The organism is Streptomyces spinosisporus (genome assembly GCF_022698145.1).
Taxonomy (GTDB): domain Bacteria; phylum Actinomycetota; class Actinomycetes; order Streptomycetales; family Streptomycetaceae; genus Streptomyces; species Streptomyces spinosisporus.
This window is the reverse complement of the sequence record NZ_JALDAX010000001.1, coordinates 16,010-34,171: the sequence shown is the minus strand read 5'-3', so window position 1 is coordinate 34,171 and position 18,162 is coordinate 16,010. Positions and strand designations below refer to the sequence as shown.

Here is an 18,162-nt window from a genome sequence, read left to right as displayed (position 1 = left end):
GACCCGTAAATCCCAGGGTCAGGGGCGCTGCCGAAAAACCGACCTAGTCGAGGTAATCCCGCAGCACCTGCGACCTCGACGGGTGGCGGAGCTTCGACATGGTCTTGGACTCGATCTGGCGGATGCGCTCGCGCGTGACGCCGTAGACCTTGCCGATCTCGTCGAGGGTCTTCGGCTGACCGTCGGTGAGACCGAAGCGCATGGACACGACGCCGGCCTCGCGCTCCGACAGGGTGTCGAGCACGGAGTGCAGCTGCTCCTGCAGGAGCGTGAAGCTGACGGCGTCGGCGGGCACGACGGCCTCGGAGTCCTCGATGAGGTCACCGAACTCGCTGTCGCCGTCCTCGCCCAGCGGGGTGTGCAGGGAGATGGGCTCGCGGCCGTACTTCTGGACCTCGATGACCTTCTCGGGGGTCATGTCGAGTTCCTTGGCCAGCTCCTCCGGGGTGGGCTCGCGGCCCAGGTCCTGGAGCATCTGGCGCTGCACGCGCGCGAGCTTGTTGATGACCTCGACCATGTGCACCGGGATACGGATGGTGCGGGCCTGGTCGGCCATGGCGCGGGTGATCGCCTGACGGATCCACCAGGTGGCGTACGTGGAGAACTTGTAGCCCTTGGTGTAGTCGAACTTCTCGACCGCGCGGATCAGACCGAGGTTGCCCTCCTGGATGAGGTCCAGGAAGAGCATGCCGCGGCCGGTGTAGCGCTTGGCCAGGGAGACCACCAGACGGAGGTTGGCCTCCAGGAGGTGGTTCTTGGCGCGGCGGCCGTCCTCCGCGATGATCTCCAGCTCGCGCTTGAGCTTCGGGGCGAGCTTGTCGGCGTTCGCGAGCTTGTCCTCGGCGAACAGGCCCGCCTCGATGCGCTTGGCGAGCTCGACCTCCTGCTCGGCGTTGAGCAGGGGGACCTTGCCGATCTGCTTGAGGTAGTCCTTGACCGGGTCGGCGGTGGCGCCCGCCGCGGCGACCTGCTGGGCCGGCGCGTCGTCCTCGTCCTCGTCGGAAAGCACAAAGCCGGCGCTCTCGGCACCCTCGGGCTCGTCGCCCTTGGGGGTCTCCTCGACCGTCTCTTCCTCGACGGCCTCGGCGTCGTCCTTCTTCGCGCTGGTCTTCTTGGCCGCCGCCTTCTTGGCGACCGTCTTCTTCGCAGCCGCCGGCTTCTTCGCGGCGACCGCCTTCTTCGCAGCGGCCTTCGGGGCGTCGTCCTCGACCGGCGTGTCGGCGACGGGCGGTGCCTCCGGGGCGGCGGTGGCGGTGGCCTTCCTGGCCGTCGCCGTCTTCGCCGCGACCGTCTTGGTGGCGGTGCGCTTGGCCGGACTCTTCGCTGCGACGCTCTTTCGGGTGCGCTTGGGCTCCGCGGCACTGACCATCAGCGTCACACCCTCTTCCTCGAGGATCTGGTTGAGGCTGCGCAGTACGTTCTTCCACTGAGTGGCCGGAATCTGGTCAGCTTCGAAGGCCCGACGCACATCGTCGCCGGCGATCTGCCCCTCAGCCTTTCCCCGCTCAATGAGAGCCATGACAGAGACGGACTCGGCGATCTCCGGCGGGAGCGTACGGGATGTGCTGGCCGACACGAACAACCTCTCGGAACGTTGGAAAACGGCTTCCGGCCCCGTCCACTGCGGACAGGAGCCGACCGCCGGCTTGGGGATTGGGCCGACGGCGCGGGCGGGGGCCGGGAAGATGCACAGCGCCGCAAGCGGCGTCCGTATTCCCTCCTCGGCTGTCACCTCTTAGGTCATCGCGCTGTTTCCACGAGTGTTACGCCCAATCTACGTGGCCCGAGTCACAGCCCGTAAGCGTCCAAAAACGGACAGAAACGGGCAGACGAGGTTGCCTGCGACTCAGACCGTGGCACTTTCAGGATCTCGCGGTCCGTTTTCAGTGTCACACAGCCCGTCACGCACACGGCCCGCCATCCGCACGCACACGGCCCGCCTTCCGCGCAGCCCGTCATGCACACGGACCGTCACGCCGTCGGACCCCGCAGGATCTCCGGGATCCTGCGGGGTCCGACGGAGGCGGTTCGGCGGCCGAGCGATGCCCAGGAGGAGGGAGGCACCTCCCGGCCGCGCCGCCCGCGGGTGTGGTCAGTGTTCGCGCGGCGCGGGCACCACGCGCTCCACCTCGGGGTGGGCGGTGAGCAGTTGGCGCATGGCGGACTCGGCCGCCACGCCGTCTCCGGTGGCGAGGGCGTCGACGATCCGGCCGTGGTGGCCCAGGGACGCCTCGTTCGGCCGGTCACAGCCGGTGACCGGGCCGCCGGAGACCTGCAGGGCGGCCGAGACGATCCCGGAGAGGTGCTCCAGCATCCGGTTGCCCGCGACCTGAATGAGCAGGGAGTGGAACTCGCTGTCGGCGCGGGAGAAGGTGATGGCGTCGCCCTGCCCCATGGCGTGCCCCATGATCTCCACCATATCGCCGAGCCGCTGCTGGACGTCCTCGCGTCCGTGCCCCGCGGCGAGGCGGGCGGCGAGCGGTTCGATGGTCCAGCGCAGTTCGCTCAGCTCACGGCGCTGGTCGTCGCGCTGCGGACCGAACGCGCGCCATTCGATGATGTCCGGATCGAGGAGATTCCAGTCGCTGACGGGGCGCACGCGCGTGCCGACGTTCGGGCGCGCGCTCACCAGGCCCTTGGCCTCCAGGACGCGGAGCGACTCACGGACGACGGTGCGTGAGACCTCGAAACGCTGGCCGATCTCCTCGGGAACCAGCGGACGGTCGGCGCCCAGATCGCCGGAGACGATCATCTGACCCAGCTGCTGGACGAGTTGGCCGTGGAGCCCGCGTCCGCGACTGCCTGCGGCACGCCGGCCCACGCGGCTCAGCTCGGGATCCGCGCCCTCCCAGGCGGGGGCTCCTACGCGGTCGGACACGTGGGTCTCCGCGTAGGGGTAGCGGTCGAGTTCGCCCGGGCCGGCCAGACCGGAGTCTGCGGAGCGGGCGGCGGTCATCATGGTGTGCGCAAGGGTACTCACGGAACCTTTGTCGGCGCCCTCCTCAACTCCCTTGAGGGCTTTGGTGAAAAGCACACGAAAGGGTGATCGCTCACCCCGTCGCAATTGACGCCTTATCGGAAAGAAATGGGCTTACCCCTGGGAGTTGCGCACAGGGCAGGGCGAAAGTGTGCGGACGGTCGTCATCGGAACCTGCTGCGCAGCGTGGTGAGCAGATATGCGCAGAGCAGCGCCGTGAGCGACAACGTCAGGGCGCCGCCCACGGGTTGGGCGATCACGCGCGCGACAGCGGACAGATAGCGCTCACCACCGAAGGGCCACTGCGACAGAAGCACCTCCCGCAGCCGCAACGGAAAACCGGCTGCCGTACGCACGGACGAACCCGCCAAGGCCTTTTGTACGAGGGGAACAACGACGACCGGCACCGCCACCACCGCCGCAAGTCCTGCGGTGGTCGACCGGAAGACGCCGGCTGCGAGCACTCCTGCCCACGCGCATCCGACGACCAGCCCGAACCAACTCGCGCTCAGCGAGAGCCAGTCCGCGGGAACTTGCGTGAGCTCCCGTCCGTAGACGATGTAGAGCATCTCGGCGTCGCAGCCGACCGTGAGGAAGGCCAGCATCAGCGCGGTCGCGGTGGCGACGAGGAGTTTCGCGACGAGCAGCCCCAGCCGACGGGGGACTGTGCCGCGATCCGCCGCCAGCGCGGGGTGGCGGAACTCGTCGCCGAAGGCCAGCGCGCCGAGCAGCCCCGCTCCGAGCGCGGCGGGCGGCAGCGGCAGTTCCTGCGGCCACGCGACGAGCAGCCGCTCCTGCGGAGTGTGCCCGCTCCGGGCCAGGAAGAGGGCGGCGAGGGCGGACACGACGAGCACCGCAGCGCCGGTGAGGAACCCTGTGCTGATACCGGCGGCACGACGGATTTCGTAGCGGAGAGGGCGAAGGGGGCTGGGGGCGGAGCGTACGGAGATGGGTGGGGGGAGGGGGGACGACAGGTCGTCGGCCCGGGCCGGGGAGGGCGGTTCGGGGTTCGCAAGGGAGTGCGCAGGGCGGTGCGCATCCGGGTGCGCTTCGTGGGAGGCGCCGTCAAGAGGCGCTGACGGCGGTTCCGTGCCCGCGTGATGAGGCGCGTCGACCGGGATCGTGACGTGCTGCGCGGCCATGCCATCGCGTACGGCGTCCGACGCGTCGGGCTGGTTGGGCCGGTTGTGCTGGCTGGGCTGGCTGGGCGGGTTAAGCCGGTCCCGCGTCGGTCGATCGGTGTCGGTTGCGGTCTCCTTGACGGGAGCGTCCGTCGCTCCGGGCCCCATGTCCCCAACCTCGTCTGCGAGTTGGTGTACGAGGATGCCGTGCCGGAAGGCGGTCTCGCCGACGTCGGCGCAGCTACTGCCGTATACGGAAAGGCGGTTGCCGCCATCGCGTACGACCTCGACGGAGCGCTGTGCGTTCCGGGCCTCCTTGGTGAGCAGGGCGGCCAGACGGGGGGCGTGCGGACTGCGGACGGCGACGCGGGGGCGGAGCCGGGTGCGTGCGAAGTCCGCGGCGTCCTGGTCGGCGACGACTCTGCCCTGTTCGAGGGTCACGACCCGGTCGGCGCCGCGCGCGGCCTCCTTGGGGTCGGCGGTGGTGAGCAGCACCGTGCCACCCCGGGCCGCGTGCGCGCGCAGCATGCCGTACAGCCAGCGGGTCTCGCGGGCGGAGAGTCCGTCGGCCGGGTCGTCGAGGACGAGGGAGTGCGGGTCGGGCAGCAGCGCGCAGGCCAGGCCGAGACGGCGGTCCATGCCTCGTGAGAGCGTGCCGAGGCGTTCGTCGCGCAGTCCGGCGAGACCCACGGCCTCCATGACCTCGTCGGCGCGGCGGGTGCTCACTCCCGCGGCGGCACACAGCAGACGAAGATGGCCGCGGACCGTGCGGGCCGGATGTCCCGGTACGTCGCCCAGAAGCACGCCGACCTCACGCGACGGGTGCGCGATGCGGTGCAGGGGCCGCCCCCTGAAGTGGGTGATGCCGCGGCCCTGTTGGAGTTCGAGCATGAGTCTGAGGGCCGTCGTCTTGCCCGCTCCCGGCGTACCGAGAAGCGTGGTGAGGCGGCCTGAGTGTGCGTCGAAGGAGACATCGTCGACGGCACACGGAAACCCGTTACGGGGAATGCTGGTCAACCCGAAGACCTGGATCACCCGCAGCAAGATAGCGTGCTATGTCCGGTTTATTGGGGATCGCGCGCCCTTTCCGCAGGCAGTGACGAGCCGGTTCGCACCTGTGCGCCGCTCTGCGCATGGCCGTTGCCCGGAGTTCGGGCTCTGCCGTCACACTTCGGGGCGCAGCATCGGGGGGTTGAGCAGCGTGGCGCCGCCCGCCCGGAACAACTGGGCCGGGCGTCCGCCCTGACGTGTGGTGGTTCCGCCGGTGGGGACGAGGAACCCCGGCGTACCCGTCACCTTGCGATGGAAGTTGCGCGGATCGAGGGCCACCCCCCACACCGCCTCATAGACCCGGCGCAACTCGCCGACCGTGAACTCGGTAGGACAGAACGCCGTGGCGAGGGAGGAGTACTCGATCTTGGATCGCGCGCGTTCCACGCCGTCGGACACGATCTGCGCGTGGTCGAAGGCCAGCGGTGCCACCGGCTCGCCGTCACGGCCGTAGCCGGTCTGCTGCAGCAGCTCCTCCACGGGCGCCCAGCGCGCGTTGCTGGCGTCACCGCCCGCCCGTGGTGCGGGCAGGTCGGGCGCGAGCGCCAGGTGGGCGACGCTGACGACACGCATGCGCGGGTCTCGCTTGGGGTCGCCGTAGGTGGCGAGCTGCTCCAGGTGTGCGCCGTTGTCCTGCGCGGGGACGGACGGATCATGGGCTCGCAGCCCGGTCTCCTCGGCCAGCTCCCGCGCGGCTGCCTGCGCCAGGTCCTCGTCGGCCCGTACGAAGCCGCCGGGGAGGGCCCAGCGCCCCTGGAACGGCGGTTCACCCCTGCGTACCGCCAGCGCGCACAGGGCATGGCGGCGCACGGTCAGCACGACCAGGTCCACGGTGACGGCGAAGGGCGGAAAGGCTGACGGGTCGTAGGGCATGCGGCGATCATAGTCGTCTGCTTGACGATAAACACTCCCTTCGTCGGTCGCTTCGATGGCTGATCCACTTCGGTCCGATATGCGCCTCACCATGCGTTCCGGGTCGTTGTGCGGTGGTGCGCCGTCCAGGGTCAGACCCCCAGTTGCAGCCCGTCGGCGGCCTCCTCGACCATCGCAAGGCCGAGCCGGCTGACCCGTACGGAGAAGGGGGCACCGGCGATCCGGAGTCCCGTCAGCACGATCTCCCCGACAGGAGCGCACTGCACGGGACGCAGTGTGACCGTCCCCGCAGGGGCGTCGGGGCGGATTCCCGCGAGCGCGACCGGCAGGAGGACGCCGGCGGCAGCCGCGGTGGCGGCGGGGCGGCACGCCGCCGGGTGCGGGAGAGGGGCACTGCCGTCGGTGCGCTGCTCCCCCGCGTACATCTCGGGCAGTCGGTAGTCGAAGGCTTCGGCGGCCGACAGTGCCCCTCTCAGCAGTGCACTCGCCTCCTTCTCGTAGCCTGCCGCGGCGAGACCGGCTACGGCGATCGCGGTCTCGTGGACCCGCACGGCACCGGTGCGGTGACCGAACGGGTTGTATCCGGCTTCCTTCGCAGCCAGCCCGCGCAGCCCCCAGCCGGAGTCCATGGCCGGGCCGCCGAGCAACCGCGCGAGCTGTTCGGTCTGCACCTTGTCGAGCAGGCCGGGAGCCAGTTCACCCCCGCCGAGCAGTCCGGTGTCGAGGAGGTGGGCGGCGCCCGCGCCCAGGTGCGGGACCGGGGTACCGTCGGCGGCACGGGCGGCTGCCGGTCGGCCGCCGCCGAGGTCGTCGATCCAGAAGGCCTCCCGAAAGGCCGTCCGCAGTGCCTGAGCCCATTGCCGCAACTCGGTGCCGCCCGGTCTGCCGCAGGCGTCGAGCAGGTCCGCGCCCAGGAGGGCCGCACGGTGGGCGTGGGCCTGCGTCTCGCAGCGGACGGGACCACCGGGGTGCGGATCGCACAGGTACGTGCCGTCGCCGACGATCGTCCGCAGCCAGGTCAGACAGCGCTCGGCCGCCGGCAGCATCTCCTCCGTCTCGGTATCGGGAAGCCCCCAGCGGCGGGCTTCCGCGAGAAGAACCGGGAAGTGCAGGGTGGCTTCGGTACCGGTGCAGCCCGGCGGCAGGTGTGTGCCCGCATCCCGTCGTGGCCCGGGGATCATGCCGGACTGCGGCCCTGTGCCCGGGAGTTGGGTGCGGGCGAGAGTGCGCAGCGTTCCCGCGGCGAGCCGGGTGCCGAGGGGCAACGTCATCCGCGCCGCGGCGAGTGCGTCGGCCGGGGCCGGACCACAGCGCCAGGGGGCTCCGGCCGCGAGATGCAGGTCCGATGGATGCGCCGGATCGCGAAGCAGGAGTGCGTTCAGGTCCTCGACGCTCGTCAGCAGCAACTGCTGGACCCTGGGGTCGTCCCCGGACGCCTGAGCAGGAGCGAGAGGGCTCGCGGCCGCACGCCCCACAGCCCGCACGGGCCCCGCTCCCTCCGGCCGTACTCTCAGCTCCACGCTTCTGCTGCCGCCCGGCGGCAACTCGAACTCCCAGCGCAGCAGCCCCGCGGAGGCCAGCGCATCCGCGGGCGGCGGATCCGCCGTGACCGTGGAGCCCCCGGTGGGACCGGACCAGCGCAGGCCCGAGTCGCCGACGCTGGCGGCCAGTTCGGGCGGAGCCGCGCCGGACGCGATGGCACCCAGCTCGGCCAGGTCCGTACCGAGCGCGACCTCGACCGGCACGCGCAGGGGGCGAAGGGCCGTGCTGTGCAACGTGATGCGCTCCGTGCCGTCCGCCTGGCGAATGCGCTCGACGACGATGTCCGGGTCCGGACCGGAGTGCGGGGAGGCACGCAACGTCCCCACGAACCGGGCCCGGTCGGCCGCGGTCATCCGAGCCTGCACCGCCAGCGGTTCGCGCCCGGAGACGCGGACCCGGCAACGGGAGAGCAGCCGCCTGCCCGCGCGGTAGAAGCCCTCCAGCCCCTGGCCGGTCATCTGCCCTTGCTCCGTCGAGATGGCGAGTCCCGGGAGCCCGACGCAGATCAGCGCGGTGTGAGTGGGTGGCAGTTCGATGGGACGTCGGGGGTGTGGGGGCGGGGTGGGGGTGGAGGTGGGTTTGGGCGGGGTGGATGCCGTAGGCCTCTTGGTTGGCGGCGGGGTTGTTGGCGGCGTCGGGGCCTGGCCTGGGAGGGGCGGTTGTGAGGGGGATCGGCCTGGCGATGGCGCCGAGTGCTGGACTGAGTTGGTCGGCCGGATCGGTGGGTGGTCCGGGTGCAGTGGGCGTAGCACAGGTGGGTTCGGCACGACCGGGGGGCTTGGCATGGCTGAAGGGCTGGGCACGGCTGGGTCGACTGCACGGCGCCCCGGCTCGGACACCTCGACGGCGTTGCGCTGCGGCGGCTCGGGCGTACCGATCGGAAGGTGCCCCGGCTCTGGTGGATCGGTCACACAGCATCCCTCCTGAAGCGGTCGAGCGGCGGTGAGGCCGTATTCGGTCGGACTACGGGTGGAGCAGTTCTGGTCGGCCGGGTTCGGCGCACCCCGGGGTCGACCTGCTGGGGAAATCGAAGACCACTCCTGGCGAGTGGCCGAGAACGCACCCGGGGCGTCGGTCGCGAGCCAGGGCTCGGGCCGGCCGGAACGGTGTGAGGGTGTCGGCGGACCCGCACCCTGCTCGGGAGGCGGCGCGAAACGGTCGTCGGCGGCGGAGGGCGGAGTCGGCTGGTGCATGCAGTGGCTTCTTCGCGCTCGATGCGCCTCGGGCGTGTGCGGCGCCAGGCGGGGGTTTCGGACTGTCGTGGGGTGAGTGGCGACCCGACCATCCAGGCGTTCCGCCACTCAGGTGAACGGACCCGGGGTCCCCCGGGTCACGCCCTCGCCATGCAGACCCGACCGAATGGCGGCCACACGGATGGCTCCGGCGACTTCTCGTTGCCACGGACTGCCATGGACTGCCTGGGGACTGCCTGGACTGCCGCATATTGCTGGACGCGGATCGCTCCATGACCGCTCTCGGTCCGGCCGCGCCGGTTGTCGCTCTCCCCGAACGCCCTCACGTCTCGCCACCGATTCCGTCGCTTCCGGGATGCAGGCTCCCGGGCCGGCTGTCGCGGCGGCTCGCCGGGCTCTTCCCGGACGTCCGCGGACGTCCGTGCCCCGTACGTGCGGGGCCGGGGCGAGTGCCGTTGGAGGGCGACCTTCGTTGACGCGGCACGCCCGGACCACTGTCCCTCGCCTCTGCTTTCGCCGAGCGGGAGTTGCTGCGAAGCGTGCTGCCCTGGCGGGGGCGGCGTCGTGAGCGGGCGGGCGAGCCTGGCATCGGCTCCTTCGCCTCGTTCTGAACCGGGTTCTGCACCGGAGTCGGTACCGAGTCCGGCACCGGGTTCAGCACCGGCTCCGCGGCTCCCTCTTCCCCGGCCAACTGTCGGACTTCCGCCGGCCCACGGTCCTGTCGCTCCGCTCGCAGACAGCGGCGGATCGCCTCCGGGTCCAGGCCCTCGTTGCAGGCCTGGTGCAACAGACGGGCGAACAGGTAGTCGGGGTCCGAGCCCAGTGCCATGGCGAGGGCTTCGCGGGCCTCGAGGTCGTCGCCCGTGGACCACGCGACCCAACCGGCCAGGGTCAGCGGCGCCGCCGCGTGTTCGCGGTACGGCCCGACGCACCTGCGAGCAAGGGCACGCCACAGCCGGAGGGCGGACGCCGCCTCCTCGCCCTCCATCCATTCGGCCGCGCGGTCCCGGGTCACGCGGTCCTGGAGGCCGAGAATCAAGGTCGCGGCCTCGTCATGGGCCAGCAGTTCGTCGTCGCGGCGGTCCGCCGCGAGCGGGCCGGACACCGGCGGTGCCTCCGCCAGCCGTCGCATGATCAGCGAAGCCAGTTCCAGTGTCTCCTCGGCCACGCCCACGCGACTGGCGTCTTCGAGGATCCTGGGCACCAGGGCCGCACTCGCCGCGTCCAGGGCGCTCTCCTGCTCCAGGGCTGCAGCGGTCTCCCAGGGCTGCAACCGGGCCCGCAGCTCGCGCAGGGTGCCGCGGACCTGCAGGCCGGCGTAGGTGGCAGCGGCGGCGAGCACGGAGGTGCCCGGCAGCCCCATGGGCAGGCCCTCCGGCGGGCAACACGCCTCGTTGCTGCAGCAGTACGACCAGAAGCGGCCGTCCGAGATGCACAGCGCCTCGATCACCGGCACGTCGAGGAGACCGCACTCGATGCGCAGCTTCTGGGCCAACGGGCGCAACCGCTCCATGACCTGCCGCCCCGACTCGCCCTTCTCCGGCTCCTGGCACAGATACGCGACCATCTGCTCGGGCCGGGCTCCTCTGCGCTCGCTGCCCGTGACCAGTCCGTGGGCCAACTGCCCCGCCACAGACGCCCAGTCGTCCGGCCCCGCGGGAATGCCGAGCCGGGCTCGGCCACCGAACCGGCCGCGTCCGTCCCTGTCGTGCAGCGCGACCAGCACGATGCTGTCCTCGGGGCGGTAACCGAGCAGATACGGCAGCGCGTCGGCCAGTTCGGCCGGACTGCGCAGCGTCACCTGATGGTCGGCACCGTGGCTGTCGTACGCAGTGCAGTCGACACCGCCCGGGCGGACCGGGCGCGCGAATTCATCCGGGAAGGCCGAGCGCTCGCCATCGGTCCCGTGACCGTCACGCCCCGCCGCCTTGCCGTTTTCGGGAGATCCAGTGCTTTCGCCGTGATTCGTCATACGCAGACGATCTCGCGGATCACGAAACTCCGCTTTGCCCTGTGGATAAGTCCGGCCAGGGACACGTCAATCGGGTGCCGACGTGGACTCCCGCTCCGTCACCGCCAGGTCATCGCCCCAGCCACGCGCAAACTCACCCCGTCGCGGCAAGCACCAGCGGAAGAACCTGGCCGCTGCCCGCCCGGCGAAGGAGCCGGGCGGCCACGGCCAGGGTCCAGCCGGAGTCGGTGTAGTCGTCCACGAGCAGAACCGGCCCGGGCGTCGCAGAGAGCGCACCGGCCAACTCCTCGGACACGGAGAAGGCGCCGGACAACGCCCGAAGGCGCTGGGCGGAATTGCTGCGGGGTGCCGCATGCGCCCCGTCCGATCCCGTGTAGGTCAGGGCGCCGAGCAGCGGCAGGCGGCCCACGGTCGCGATGCCCTGGGCCAGCGAACTCACCAGTTGCGGTCGGGTCAGGGACGGCACGGCGACGACTCCCACCGGCCGGGGTGCGGCGTCCGGCACGTCCGGCGCCCAACCCCCGGGAGAGCGCGCCCAGTCGGCGAGAACCGCCACCGCCGCCTGGAGGACATCGGCGGGTACCGGACCGTCGGGCGCGTTCTCGGCCAGCAGGGGGCGCAGCCTGTTCCCCCAGCCGATGTCGGAGAGCCGTCCCAGGGCGCGCCCAGTGGAGCACTGTTCGCCCGCGGGGATACGGCCCTTGAGTTCGACGCCCAGGGCGGGCATACCCGTCGGCCACATCCTGCGGGGCTCGACCTCCACCCCGGGGCGGTCCAGTTCCTTCGTCGCCGAGCTCAGCGACGTGGTGGAAACCGAAGAATCCGCCCATGCTCCCGCGCAGTTGTCGCAACGGCCGCACGGGCTCGCGCCCTCGTCGTCCAGTTGCCGGCGCAGGAACTCCATCCGGCAGCCGGACGCGCCGACGTAGTCACGCATGGCCTGCTGCTCGGCCGACCGCTGTCGTGCCACCCAGGCGTAGCGCTCGGCGTCGTACACCCACTCGGCGCCCGTAGCGGTCCAGCCGCCCTTCACGCGCTTGACCGCACCGTCGACGTCCAGCACCTTCAGCATGGTCTCCAGGCGGCTGCGCCGCAGATCCACCATCGCCTCCAGGGCGGGCACGGAGAGCGGCCGTCCCGCGTCGGCGAGGGCCGAGAGCGTCTGGCGTACCTGTGCCTCGGGCGGGAAGGCCGTATCGGCGAAGTAGCGCCAGATGGCCTCGTCCTCCTTGCCCGGCAGCAGCAGCACGTCGGCATGCTCGACGCCGCGGCCCGCACGACCCACCTGTTGGTAGTACGCGATCGGCGAGGACGGCGAGCCGAGGTGGAGTACGAAACCGAGGTCCGGCTTGTCGAAGCCCATGCCCAGCGCCGAGGTCGCCACGAGCGCCTTGACCCGGTTGGCGAGGAGGTCGTCCTCGGCCTGCAGCCGGTCGGCGTTCTCCGTGCGACCGGTGTAGGAGGCGACCGGGAAGCCGCGGCCACGCAGATAGGCGCTCGCCTCCTCGGCGGCGGCCACCGTCAGCGTGTAGATGATTCCGGAACCCGGCAGCTCGTCCAGGTGCTCGGCGAGCCAGGCCAGCCGATGGGCGGCGTCCGGCAGCCGGACCACTCCGAGCCGCAGGCTCTCCCGGTCCAGCGGGCCGCGCAGCACCAGGGCCTCGCCGGAGCCGGTGCCCAGTTGCTCGGCCACATCCGCGGTCACGCGCGCGTTGGCGGTCGCGGTGGTGGCCAGCACCGGCACTCCGGGGGCGAGGTCGGCGAGCATCGCCCTCAGCCGGCGGTAGTCCGGCCGGAAGTCATGTCCCCAGTCGGAGATGCAGTGCGCCTCGTCCACCACCAGCAGACCGGTCGTGACCGCCAGCTTGGGCAGCAACTGGTCCCGGAAATCCACGGAATTGAGGCGCTCCGGACTGACGAGGAGCACGTCGGTCTCTCCGCGCTCCACCTCCTCGTGGATGGCATTCCACTCCTCCGGGTTGGCCGAGTTGATGGTCCGCGCGCGGATGCCTGCCCGCTCCGCGGCCTCGACCTGGTTGCGCATCAGGGCCAGCAGTGGCGAGACGATCACCGTCGGGCCTGCTCCGCGTCGGCGCAGCAGGGCGGTCGCCACGAAGTACACGGCCGACTTGCCCCAGCCGGTGCGCTGCACCACCAGGGCGCGACGGCGCTCCTTCACCAGGGCCGCCACCGCCTGCCACTGGTCCTCCCTCAGCCGCGCCGAGCCTCCCGGATCCCCGACCAGCTGAGCGAGGACGGCATCGGCTTCGGCGCGGAGCTCCACTTCGTTCATTCCCCCATGCAACCCGACGCCACTGACAATCAGCCACTCCAACCGACGTGACGATCAGGCGGCGACCGGTCGACGCACCACCTGACGGCACAGCGGCGGCCTCACCCCGCTGGACCGCCCCAGCCGAACGGTGTACGAACTCCAGGTGAACGGTGGCCACACGCGTCGTGGCGCAGCCCACTGGGTAGGGATATAAATCACACACCGCCAGATAGCGGTCAGCGGCCCCAATTGCTCGTTGCCGCATCCCAGTTCGCCAGGAAGAATTGAAGTCCGTTCCCCGCGCACGGCTCGACCGTGGTCCGGCAGGGTCCTGCTGCGGTGTGCGCTCCCCCGAACAAGACCCCGCCCCCAGTGTGGGCGCGTAGCCGAAGGGAGGACCGTGACCTTCGGATTCGCTCCGTCCTCGGCGGCGTCCACGTCGGCGCCAGCCGACCTGTCCGCCGCATCCGCCAACCCTCTCGCCCGCATGCTCGAACCCTCGGAGTGGGCCGCCGCCGGTATCCCCCTGCTGCGCAACCCCCGAGAGGTCGTCAGCGGACTCCACGCCCGTCACCACCCCAGGCCGACCACCGCGGTCGTGGCCGTCCTCGATCCCGACGAACGGCTTTGCGCGAGTGCTTCGTTCACGCGTCGCCCGGCGCCGGCGGACGGCTGGATGTTCCGCAATGCGCTGCTCGCGCAGCTGCGTCGGGTCATCCCGCACGACCTGCGCCGCCGCACACCGGTGCGCACCGCCGTGCTGCTCTACTGCCGTGACGGTGACGCCCGTTGGACCGAGGAGGACGGCGCGTGGATGTGGGGCCTGCGTGACGCGTGCACGCTGCACGGACTGCGCTGCGGGGCGTACATCACGCTGACCCGGGACGGCTGGCAGGTCCTCGGTGAGGGCCGCGCCGGACGCCGTCCTCACGCGGGTTCGGCACGGGAGCCCTTCGGCACGTCCGAGGCACCGCCTCCGCTGCCGCGGACCGGCGGTGCGGCCTCGGAGGTGCTGCGCCGCGCGGCGGCCCGCTGAGAGGACCACCGGCCCGCCCGGCACGCCTTCCTCGCAGCCGCCGCTGTCGACGCCGGAAGAGACAAGTCGCCTGCGAGGTCGGGGCGGCCGGTACTGCGAGCAACCCCGCGCAATCGCTCAGGGATGCACACGTCCAAGGGGCTCCCAGCCTCGTCCGCGCATGACGGAACGTCCTCCGTACCGGCGGCACCGCAGCGGCTGTCGAGCGCCTGCCTTCAAGCCCCGCAGGCGTCCCGACTCGTGCGACGGAAAGGGCTCAGACGCCCGCGCCCAGAACCGAGTTGATCTGCTGCGGGTCACCGCAGACGATCAGCAGGGTGCCGGCCCGGGAGAGGGCCAGAGGCAGCGCGGTGGCGACCGTGTCGGAACCGCCGTTGACCGCGACCACGACAACGGGGCGGGTGGCAGCGCGACCGGCGGCAGCGGCGTCCGCGTAGAAGACGTCGTCGCCCGCGTCGTGCTGCGCCCAGTAGGAGGTTTCACCGAAGGACAGCTCGTGGGCGGCCCACGGGTGCTGTTCGCCGGTGGTGATCACCAGGACGTCGCCGGGGGCACGCCCCGAGTCCAGCAGCAGATCCACGGCTTCCTCGGCGGCGTCGAGCGCGCCGCTCTCGGGAGCAGGGATCAGCTGGATCTGCGGGGTGGCCGGAGCAGCCGGGACCGAGGGTCCGGGCTTCGCCGTGGCCGGCGACGTTCGTTGCACCGGCGGCGAGGGCCGGTGCGGACCGGGACGGCCGGGACGCGGCGGAGCCGCGGGGCGCGGGCCGGGTACAGGACGAGGGGTCGGCGCGGTACGGCCGCTGGCCGGCGTGGCGCGGGGACCCTGGGCACTCTCGTGAATCTGAGGCTCCTCGGGAATGAGAGGCATGAGCTGATTTTTATCAAACGTTGGTGCGGCTCGCGTCGGCGGGTGGCACATGAGTGCGAGCGGAATCGTCAGAAATCGAAGCCGAGCTGACCCTCGATCTCCGGAACGCTTCCGTCCGCCCAACTGCGGGCCTTCTTGAGATGCCGCCACTGGGGCAGCGCATCAAGATACGCCCACGACAACCGGTGGTACGGGGTGGGGCCCCGCTCCGCCAGTGCGGCCTTGTGCACGGGTGACGGATACCCGGCGTTGTCCGCAAAACCGAAGTCTGCATGGTCGACGCCCAGCTCGGCCATCATTTTGTCGCGCTGAACCTTGGCGATCACCGAGGCCGCCGCGACGGCCACGCATGACTGGTCGCCCTTGATCACCGTACGGACCTGCCAGGGCGTGCCGAGATAGTTGTGCTTGCCGTCGAGGATGACCGCGTCCGGACGGACCGGCAGAGCCTCCAGGGCGCGCACCGCAGCCAGGCGCAGAGCTGCGGTCATGCCCAGGTCGTCGATCTCCTCCGGAGAGGCATGACCCAACGCGTACGAGGTCACCCACTTCCGCAGCACCACGGCAAGCTCTGTGCGCCGCTTGATGGTGAGCAGCTTGGAGTCGGTGAGACCTTCGGGAGGACGACGCAGTCCGGTGACCGCCGCGCAGACGGTGACGGGCCCGGCCCAGGCGCCGCGCCCGACCTCGTCGACACCGGCAATGATCTTCGCTCCGGTCGTGGCGCGGAGGGAGCGCTCGACGGTGTGAGTAGGCGGTACGTACGGCATGGCGCTCCAAGCCTACGCCCCGTCGATCACCCGCCGACACCCCCGTCTCCCCGACTCGGACGCCGGCCCGCGCGACCGCGCTCAGCCGACGTGCGGCCGCAGCAGCGGAATCATCAACTGGTCGATCATTGCTTCGAGATCGGGGTCGTCCCATTCACTCCCGTGCATCTTGTTGCGGTACATCATGATGGCCGGGATGGCGTCGAAGACGTAGCTGCTCGCCGCGTCGGCACGGACCTCGTTCCGCTCTATGCCACGGGTGATGACCTCACGCACGAGCTTGATCATGGGCTCCACGATCCCGTCGAAGATCACGGCGTGGAAGCGCTCCGCCTGGAGCGAGTCGCATTCGTGAATCACTGCGCGGACCGCGGAACCGGGGCGGGAGAACATCGCGTCCCGAGCGGCCCGGCACAGGGCGAGCAGATCCTCACGGACGCTGCCCGTGTCGGGAGCCTGCTCGAAGCGCGGCAGTCCGGCCTGCAGCGCGTCCGCCACCAGATCTTCCTTTGACGGCCAGCGGCGGTACACCGCGGCCTTGCCGGTCTGGGCCCCGGCGGCGACACCCTCCATGGTGAGGCCGGCCCAGCCGACTGTACTGAGCTGTTCCAGGGCGGCTTCGAGGATCGCGCGTTCGAGCACGACGCCGCGCCGACGGAGGGAGGCCGCCTGAGCGGGGGCGGCCGTCCAGCGCGAGGTAACCATCTGAGCGTCTCCAGCTGGCATGAGGAGCGGGGGTTTCAGGGGGTGCGGAGGCGCCTCGCGGCTGCATCGGGGGATTCGCCGCGCGGCACCAATTTAAGTGAACGCTTGCGTTCTCTATCGGGGACTCACTACGGTTGGCGAGACAGTGAACGCGAGCGTTCACTAACGTACTTGTGGGGGACCCATAGTGACAACCTCTCAATTGATCAAGGACCAGAAGCCAGGAGCGGCGCGCCGGGAAGGGCATCCCGGCATCGCGCTCGCAGTCATCGCGGCCTGCCAACTCATGGTCGTACTCGACGCGACGATTGTGAACATCGCGCTCCCGCACATTCAGAATGCGCTGGATTTCAGCACCACCGACCTCACCTGGGTCGTCAGCGCCTACACGCTCACCTTCGGCGGCCTGCTGCTTCTGGGCGGCCGGGCCGGTGACATCCTCGGCCGCCGCCGCGTCTTCATGACCGGCATCCTTCTGTTCACGCTCGCCTCCCTGCTCGGCGGTCTCGCGCAGGAACCGTGGCAGCTGCTCGCGGCGCGGGTCCTGCAGGGCATGGGTGGCGCGATCGCGTCGCCCACTTCCCTGGCACTCATCACCACGACATTCCCCGAAGGCCCGGAACGGAACCGGGCGTTCGGGGTCTTCGCCGCAGTCTCCGCGGGTGGCGGTGCGATAGGTCTGCTCGCGGGCGGCATGCTCACCGAGTGGCTGGACTGGCGCTGGGTGCTCTTCGTCAACGTGCCGATCGGTGTGCTGATCGCCGTGCTCGCGCCGATGTACATCAGCGAGTCCGAACGCCACTCCGGGCGCTTCGACATCGCGGGCGCGGTGACCTCGACCGCGGGCATGGCGACTCTCGTCTACGGCTTCATCCGCGCCGCGGACGAGGGCTGGCGCGACGGCCTGGCCCTCGGCTCCTTCGGTGCCGCGGTGGTTCTGCTGGTGTCCTTCGCGCTCATCGAGTCCCGGGCCAAGGAACCGATCACCCCGCTGCGGATGTTCGCCGACCGCAACCGCTCGGGCACGTACGTGATCATGCTCAGCCTGGCCGCGGCCATGTTCGGCATGTTCTTCTACATCGTGCTCTTCGTGCAGAACGTGCTGGGGTACAGCCCGATCCAGGCCGGCCTCGCATTCCTGCCGGTGACGGTCGTGATCGCGGTCGGCGCGGGTCTGTCGCAGCGGTTCCTGCCGGTGCTCGGGCCCAAGCCGTTCATGCTGACCGGCTCGGCTCTCGCGCTGATCGGTCTCGCCTGGCAGACCCTCATCAGTTCCGACAGCACGTACGTCGGCGGGGTGCTCGGCCCGATGCTGGTGTTCGGCTTCGGCATGGGTCTGAACTTCGTGACGCTGACGGTCACGGCGGTCTCCGGTGTCGCGCAGCATGAGGCGGGTGCCGCCTCCGGCCTGCTCAATGCCACGCAGCAGGTGGGCGGATCGCTCGGCCTGTCCATCCTGACCACGGTCTTCGGGTCGGCCAGCAAGGACGAGGCGGAGAAGCAGCTGCCGAAGTTCCTCGCCAACGGTTCGGCGGAGCAGAAGGCGGAGTTCGCCAAGACGCACCAGCTGCCCGACACATGGGGGCACGAGGTGCTCGCCCACGGCATCTCCATGGGCTTCGTCGCCGCCGCGGCCATGGCCGTACTCGCACTCGGCACCGCGTGGTTCGTGATCAGGGTCCGCAAAAGCGATCTGGAGGCTCTCTCCGGCGCGACGGGTGTGCCGGTCGGCTGATCCGGCCGACGCGCCCGCGTCACACCGCGGATGGCCGGACCGGGT

General features: G+C 70.8%; 12 protein-coding genes. 2 read left to right on the top strand and 10 right to left on the bottom strand.

Going from position 1 to position 18,162, the window contains the following annotated elements:
* Nucleotides 1–43: 43 nt before the first annotated feature.
* From MQN93_RS00115 to MQN93_RS00085, 7 genes are all read right to left on the bottom strand, one after another.
* Entirely contained in the window at nt 44–1,576 is a 1,533-nt protein-coding gene (locus MQN93_RS00115; RefSeq protein ID WP_037781070.1) for an RNA polymerase sigma factor, read from the bottom strand.
* A 516-nt stretch (nt 1,577–2,092) separates the two neighbouring features.
* Nucleotides 2,093–2,980 carry a FadR/GntR family transcriptional regulator gene (locus MQN93_RS00110; RefSeq protein WP_051183502.1) on the bottom strand — a complete coding sequence of 296 codons (888 nt, stop codon included), beginning with the start codon at nt 2,978–2,980 and terminating at the stop codon, nt 2,093–2,095.
* A gap of 161 nt (nt 2,981–3,141) precedes the next feature.
* Nucleotides 3,142–5,133 (bottom strand): ABC transporter ATP-binding protein, encoded by a 1,992-nt coding sequence (locus MQN93_RS00105; protein ID WP_242707764.1) that lies wholly within the window; start codon nt 5,131–5,133, stop codon nt 3,142–3,144.
* A 129-nt stretch (nt 5,134–5,262) separates the two neighbouring features.
* Nucleotides 5,263–6,021: an NUDIX hydrolase gene (locus MQN93_RS00100; protein ID WP_016432222.1), complete on the bottom strand. Its 759-nt coding sequence runs from the start codon at nt 6,019–6,021 to the stop codon at nt 5,263–5,265.
* A gap of 131 nt (nt 6,022–6,152) precedes the next feature.
* Nucleotides 6,153–8,021 (bottom strand): glycogen debranching N-terminal domain-containing protein, encoded by a 1,869-nt coding sequence (locus MQN93_RS00095; protein WP_242707763.1) that lies wholly within the window; start codon nt 8,019–8,021, stop codon nt 6,153–6,155.
* Between the two features lie 1,057 nt (nt 8,022–9,078).
* On the bottom strand, nt 9,079–10,728 hold the full coding sequence (locus MQN93_RS00090) for a DUF4192 domain-containing protein (RefSeq protein WP_242707762.1): 1,650 nt from the start codon (nt 10,726–10,728) through the stop codon (nt 9,079–9,081).
* A gap of 133 nt (nt 10,729–10,861) precedes the next feature.
* Nucleotides 10,862–13,021, bottom strand: a complete 2,160-nt coding sequence (locus tag MQN93_RS00085; RefSeq protein ID WP_242707761.1) for a RecQ family ATP-dependent DNA helicase — start codon at nt 13,019–13,021, stop codon at nt 10,862–10,864.
* Nucleotides 13,022–13,403: 382 nt separating this feature from the next.
* On the opposite strand from MQN93_RS00085, the gene MQN93_RS00080 reads away from it, so the two are divergent.
* Nucleotides 13,404–14,039 (top strand): hypothetical protein, encoded by a 636-nt coding sequence (locus MQN93_RS00080; RefSeq protein WP_242707760.1) that lies wholly within the window; start codon nt 13,404–13,406, stop codon nt 14,037–14,039.
* Between the two features lie 256 nt (nt 14,040–14,295).
* Here the strand turns inward: MQN93_RS00080 and MQN93_RS00075 are convergent, their stop codons facing one another.
* The 3 genes from MQN93_RS00075 to MQN93_RS00065 form a co-directional block, all read right to left on the bottom strand.
* Nucleotides 14,296–14,907, bottom strand: a complete 612-nt coding sequence (locus MQN93_RS00075; RefSeq protein ID WP_078516506.1) for a hypothetical protein — start codon at nt 14,905–14,907, stop codon at nt 14,296–14,298.
* A gap of 68 nt (nt 14,908–14,975) precedes the next feature.
* Nucleotides 14,976–15,677, bottom strand: a complete 702-nt coding sequence (gene rnhB / locus MQN93_RS00070; RefSeq protein WP_016432228.1) for a ribonuclease HII — start codon at nt 15,675–15,677, stop codon at nt 14,976–14,978.
* An 81-nt stretch (nt 15,678–15,758) separates the two neighbouring features.
* Nucleotides 15,759–16,382, bottom strand: coding sequence for a TetR/AcrR family transcriptional regulator (locus MQN93_RS00065; RefSeq protein ID WP_016432229.1), 624 nt, complete (start codon nt 16,380–16,382; stop codon nt 15,759–15,761).
* Nucleotides 16,383–16,569: 187 nt separating this feature from the next.
* Here MQN93_RS00065 and MQN93_RS00060 point away from each other — a divergent pair, with 187 nt between their 5' ends.
* The gene (locus MQN93_RS00060; RefSeq protein ID WP_242707759.1) at nt 16,570–18,117 is read left to right on the top strand and encodes an MFS transporter; all 1,548 of its coding nucleotides are present in this window, start codon (nt 16,570–16,572) and stop codon (nt 18,115–18,117) included.
* Nucleotides 18,118–18,162 lie beyond the last annotated feature (45 nt).